At 68.8% G+C, this 4,758-nt stretch carries 4 protein-coding genes; 2 read left to right on the plus strand and 2 right to left on the minus strand.

Annotation, left to right across the window (positions count from 1 at the left end; translation table 11 throughout):
- On the plus strand, nt 1-1,419 hold a 1,419-nt coding region (locus VQ03_RS29420), incomplete at its 5' end, for a L,D-transpeptidase family protein (protein WP_048454480.1).
- A 106-nt stretch (nt 1,420-1,525) separates the two neighbouring features.
- On the opposite strand, the gene VQ03_RS29425 is transcribed toward VQ03_RS29420, so the two are convergent.
- Entirely contained in the window at nt 1,526-2,044 is a 519-nt protein-coding gene (locus VQ03_RS29425; RefSeq protein WP_053078788.1) for a hypothetical protein, read from the minus strand.
- Nucleotides 2,045-2,156: 112 nt separating this feature from the next.
- Nucleotides 2,157-3,224 (minus strand): extracellular catalytic domain type 2 short-chain-length polyhydroxyalkanoate depolymerase, encoded by a 1,068-nt coding sequence (locus VQ03_RS29430; RefSeq protein ID WP_048454481.1) that lies wholly within the window; start codon nt 3,222-3,224, stop codon nt 2,157-2,159.
- Between the two features lie 464 nt (nt 3,225-3,688).
- Here VQ03_RS29430 and VQ03_RS29435 point away from each other — a divergent pair.
- A partial coding sequence (locus VQ03_RS29435) for a peptidoglycan L,D-endopeptidase MepK (RefSeq protein WP_425350111.1) occupies nt 3,689-4,758 on the plus strand: 1,070 nt, incomplete at its 3' end.

Genomic DNA, 4,758 nt, shown 5'->3' on the forward strand with positions numbered 1-4,758 from the left:
GCCGACCGGGCCGAGGCCGACCTGAAGCTCTCCGCCGCCGCCGTGCTCTACGCGCGCGACGCCCGCGGCGGCCGCCTCGAACCGTCGCGGCTGTCGCGCTTCATCACCCCGAAGCTCGACTTGGCCCCCGCCGACGGGGTGCTGACCCGCCTCACCCCGGCCGGGTCCGGCGCCGGGGCCCTGCTCCAGGCCTACAATCCGAGCCAGCCCGGCTACCTCGCCCTCAAGGCGAAGCTCGCTTCCCTGCGCGCCCAGCAGCCGAACCGCTCGGTACCGATGGTGCGGCTGCCGAAGGGTCCGGCGCTCAAGGCCGGCATGCGCGACCCGCGGGTGCCGCTGATCCGCGCCCGGTTCGGGATCAGTGGCGCGCAGGACGCCACCGCCTATGACGAGGGCGTGGCGACGGCAGTGGCGAGCTTCCAGCGCGAGCGCGGCCTGAAGGCGAGCGGCGTGCTCGATCCGGCCACCGTGGCGGCCCTTGCCGGCCCGTCCCCGGGCAAGCAGGAAGCCGACATCCTCGCCAACATGGAGCGCTGGCGCTGGCTGCCGGCGGATCTCGGCCGCACCCACGTCTTCGTCAACATCCCCGAATACAAGGTGCGGGTGGTGCGCGACGGCCGCGTCCTCGACGAGGCCCGGACGATCGTCGGCAAGCCCGATTCGCCGACCCCGATCTTCTCCGGCGAGATGACCTACGCGGTGGTCAACCCGTCCTGGACAGTGCCACCCTCGATTCTCAAGAGCCAGTTCCTGCCCGGCCTCGCCCGCGATCCGAACTACGCCGCCCGCCTCGGCTACCAGGTGGTGAAGCGCGGCAACGGCATCGCCATCCGGCAACCGCCGGGAGAGCGCAACGCGCTCGGCTTCATCAAGTTCATGTTCCCCAACGACCACGCGGTCTACCTGCACGACACGCCCAACCGCACCTTGTTCTCCCGCTCCGAGCGGGCGTTGAGCCATGGCTGCGTGCGCGTCGACGACCCGTTCCGCTTCGCGCAGGCGGTGCTCGGGCCGCGCTGGCCGACGGAACGGCTGAAGGCGCTGATCGGCAAGGGCGAGCGCACCGTGATGCTGCCCGAGAAGCTGCCGGTGCACCTCGCCTACTTCACCCTGGAGGCGGATTCGACCGGGGCGCTGCGCAGCCTGCCCGACCTCTACGGCGTCAACGCCCGGGTGAAGGTGGCGCTCGGCCTCTCGACCGAGGCGCTGCCGCCCGAAGCCGGCCACAAGCCGAAAGGCCCTGCGCCGAAGCCGCCCGGTGCGGCTCCGCATCGCGACCTCGCGCAGCAGCAGCCCGCCCCTCGTCCGGCCCCGCGCCGCCCGGTCGCCACGGCGACCGAGCCCGGGGAGCCGGTGGTCGTGCAGCCGCCCCCGGACGATTACGGCGAGACCGGGGCGATCCGGCGCGGCTGGTGGTAGGCACGGGGCGGGTCGTCCCGACGGACAACCGCGTCCGTAACCCGCCGCATCCCGGCTCCGGGTTGCGGCGGGAATCGGTCATTCCCGTGGAGACGGGCTGCCCGTCTCAGGCCGCCGCGGCGGCTTTCGCGGCTTCGATCTTCTTGGCTAACCAGTACGAGTAACCGACATTGGTGTTTTCGACCAGCGTGGCTACGCTGGTCATGCAGTTCGTCACCAGGTCGCCGTACTGGCCGATCAGGTTGAAATCCTGCTCGACGACCTTCGACACGGTATTGGCTCGGCGAAGAGACAGAGAGCCTTCGTAGATCCGCATCAGCCCGGCGCGCCAATCCTGGTCGATCTTCCAGAGCTGCTTCGCGAAGGCGCCCTGCATCTCGCAGAGTTCATCGATTATGCGCGAATCGGGGTTCGCCGCCAGGAGCTGTGCGGTCCCGACCGCGTTGGCAGCGCTGCGCGTCGCGAGCTCGCTGACGAGCACCGTGCGGCGCAAGGGGGCGCCGACCGTTGCCGCGGCGGCGACCGGCGCCGGCACGTGCTCGGTCGCGCTCAGGGCCGTCTGCATTAAGGCGGCGAACGGCACGGGACGGACGGGCTTCGGCGTGATGGTCTGGGGCAGCATCATGAATTCCTCATAGGATGACCGGCCGATCGCGTCGCAAAGCGCAGAGTGGCACCGATCGAGTATTGTGCAGGCTCGAGATCCACCGCTCCGCGGGAGAGTGGATCGCGGGTCGTCAGCCGCCGAGACGTTCCAGCATGGCGTTGATCGCTTTGATCTGAACTGCATTCTTCGAATAATAGTCGGGGTTGCGCGGCGTGGGCGAGCTGTAACCCCACCAGTCCCAGCATCCGTCGGGATTTTGCAGGTCGCCGCCATCGCTTCCCTCGACCTGCGGGTAGAGGACAATGATGTCGTTGCTCTCGGCGATGTGGTTGTAGCCGGTCGTGGTGATGTAGCGGTTGCCATAGGGCGGCTGGTTCGCGGTGTCGGGCAGGCCGCGGACGTAGTTGACGTAATTGTAGCCCTGCTTGCAGCCGTGCAGGGCCACGTGCACCCTGGCTTGCGCCCGCCCGTCGAGCACCGCCGAGGGTATGTAGGCGTAGCCGAAGTCGCTCATGCTCGAGCGCTTGTTGTCGTCGAAGAACTCCCTCTGGTCGAAGCGGACCAGCCGCCCCATCAGGTGCTCGGCAGGCTCGTTCAGCACACCGTAGATATGGCGGAGGATCGCATGCGACTGCATGAAATTCCCGTTATTGATGTAAGGTGGCCGGTTCTCCGCGAGCGGCGCGTCCTCGAGGTTGTCGGTGATGATCGAGTGACCTGCATTGACCACGTCGTTGTACAGGACGTTGTCGGGATTCACGCCGAGATATAGGTAGAACTCGCGCGTGCGGTTCACCACGTCCGGATACACGACGCAATCGGACCGGCCGGTGAAGATGTAGAGCCGATGATCCGCGAGGTTGCCGACCGGGTCGATCAGGCCGGTCCCCGCCGCATCGCGGGCCAGGGCCGCGAGATCCCCGGCATCCGGCGCCATCTGCGGGATGAGCGGGGTCATCCCGATGGCCAGGGCACCCAGCTCGAAGGCGTCGGCGGCCACGGGCGCCGCGCCCCGGAACGACTCGGCGCAGCGGAACGGCCCGCCCGCGATGATGCCGACGCCCTTGAACTTGCTCGAATGGGCAAGGTGCATCTGCACCGTCATGAACGCTCCGGAAGATAAGCCGGAAATCGAACTCTCGCCACGGCGGACATCGTACCCCGACAGCCGCTCGGCCATTTGGCTCTGATAACCCATGTCTTGCTCTCCCGACACGTCTCGCTCTTTCGACATGTCTTGCCATCTCGCGGCATCTTGTGCCTGAGACGAGGCTAGACCAGAGCACGGCGGGAACTATCTCGCAAGTGCGAAAAACAGGAACAATTTTTTGCAGTTCCGAAAAACTGTTATGGATCAGTGGCGTAATGCGATCTGTTCCGCGGCGGAATCACTTGTCGCGACGCAGTACTACAGACCTGTATCTTGCAGGATGACGAGGGCGAGTTCCTGCCTCGCCATCCCCCCGATATCCGGCCGCCCCGCGCTGAGCCGGCCCTTCCCCAAGGGCACACGACATCGTGAAGCCGGGCCGATTTTCGCCACGGTTCGGGCTTAGCCCTTCGACCCATCCTTTCGCGGGGACCCGGTAACGGTTTGTTGACGGTTCTCGGCAACCCTGCGTTCACCATGCGGCCACGCGGCCCGAGCGAGGATGAGGGATCGTGCGAGGGCTCAAGCGTGCCGGCCGCGGGGCGGCCAACCCGGTTCGGGCAACCCGCTCCTGCCGGCGCGGCGCTCTGGCGCTGATCGCCTGCCTGGCGGCCGTGATCGGCTCGACCAGCGGCACCCAGGACGCGGTGGCCAACGGCGACACGCGCACGATCTCGATCTTCCACGAGCACACGAAGGAGAGCGCCGCGATCACGTTCAAGCGTGACGGGCGCTATGACCGGGCCGCCCTGGAGCAGCTGAACTGGCTCCTGCGCGACTGGCGTCTCGACGAGCCGACCAAGATGGATCCCCGCCTGTTCGACGTGGTGTGGGAAGCCCACCGTGCCGTCGGCTCGCAGGACGCGATCCACGTCGTCTCGGCCTATCGCTCGCCCAAGACCAACGCGGCGCTCCGCCGGCGCTCCCGCGCGGTGGCCGAGCACAGCCAGCACATGCTCGGCAAGGCGATGGATTTCTACCTCGCCGACGTCTCGATCGACCAGATCCGGGCGATCGGCATGCGGATGCAGCGCGGCGGCGTCGGCTGGTACCCGCAGGCCAACAGCCCCTTCGTCCATCTCGACGTCGGCTCGGTGCGCTCCTGGCCGCGGATGAGCCACGACCAGCTCGCCCGCCTCTTCCCCGACGGACGCACCGTCCACCTGCCCGCCGACGGCCGGCCGCTCGCCGGCTACGAGAGCGCCAGGGCGGAGATCCTCGCCCGCGGCGGCAGCGTCATGGGTGTGAGCCAGGCGATCGCGGCGGCGGACGAGGAGGACAGCCCGAACGTCGTCGGCCAGTTCTTCGCCATGCTGTTCGGCGGGTCGAAGCCCGCGGCCCCGCCGCCCGCCCCGGTGGTCCTGTCGTCGCGCTCCGGCCGGGTCCGCCCGGTGGCGCTCGCCAGCGCCGGGCCCGAGGATGCCGGAACCCGCAACGCCCTCGCCTATGCCGACGCGGCGGCTCCGGCCGCCCTCATGCCGCAGGCCGCGGCCCGGCAGGCCGCCCTGCCGGAGCCGGTCCCCACGCAGCAGGAGGCCGCTCCGGCCGCCGTCGCGCCCGAGCCGGAGACCCGCGCCGCCGC

The organism is Methylobacterium tarhaniae, assembly GCF_001043955.1.
Classification (GTDB): Bacteria; Pseudomonadota; Alphaproteobacteria; order Rhizobiales; family Beijerinckiaceae; genus Methylobacterium; species Methylobacterium tarhaniae.

Coding starts and splice junctions, on each gene's coding strand:
- VQ03_RS29425 (WP_053078788.1), bottom strand. CDS start 2,044: ATGATGCTGCCCCAGACCATCACGCCGAAGCCCGTCCGTCCCGTGCCG.
- VQ03_RS29430 (WP_048454481.1), bottom strand. CDS start 3,224: ATGGGTTATCAGAGCCAAATGGCCGAGCGGCTGTCGGGGTACGATGTC.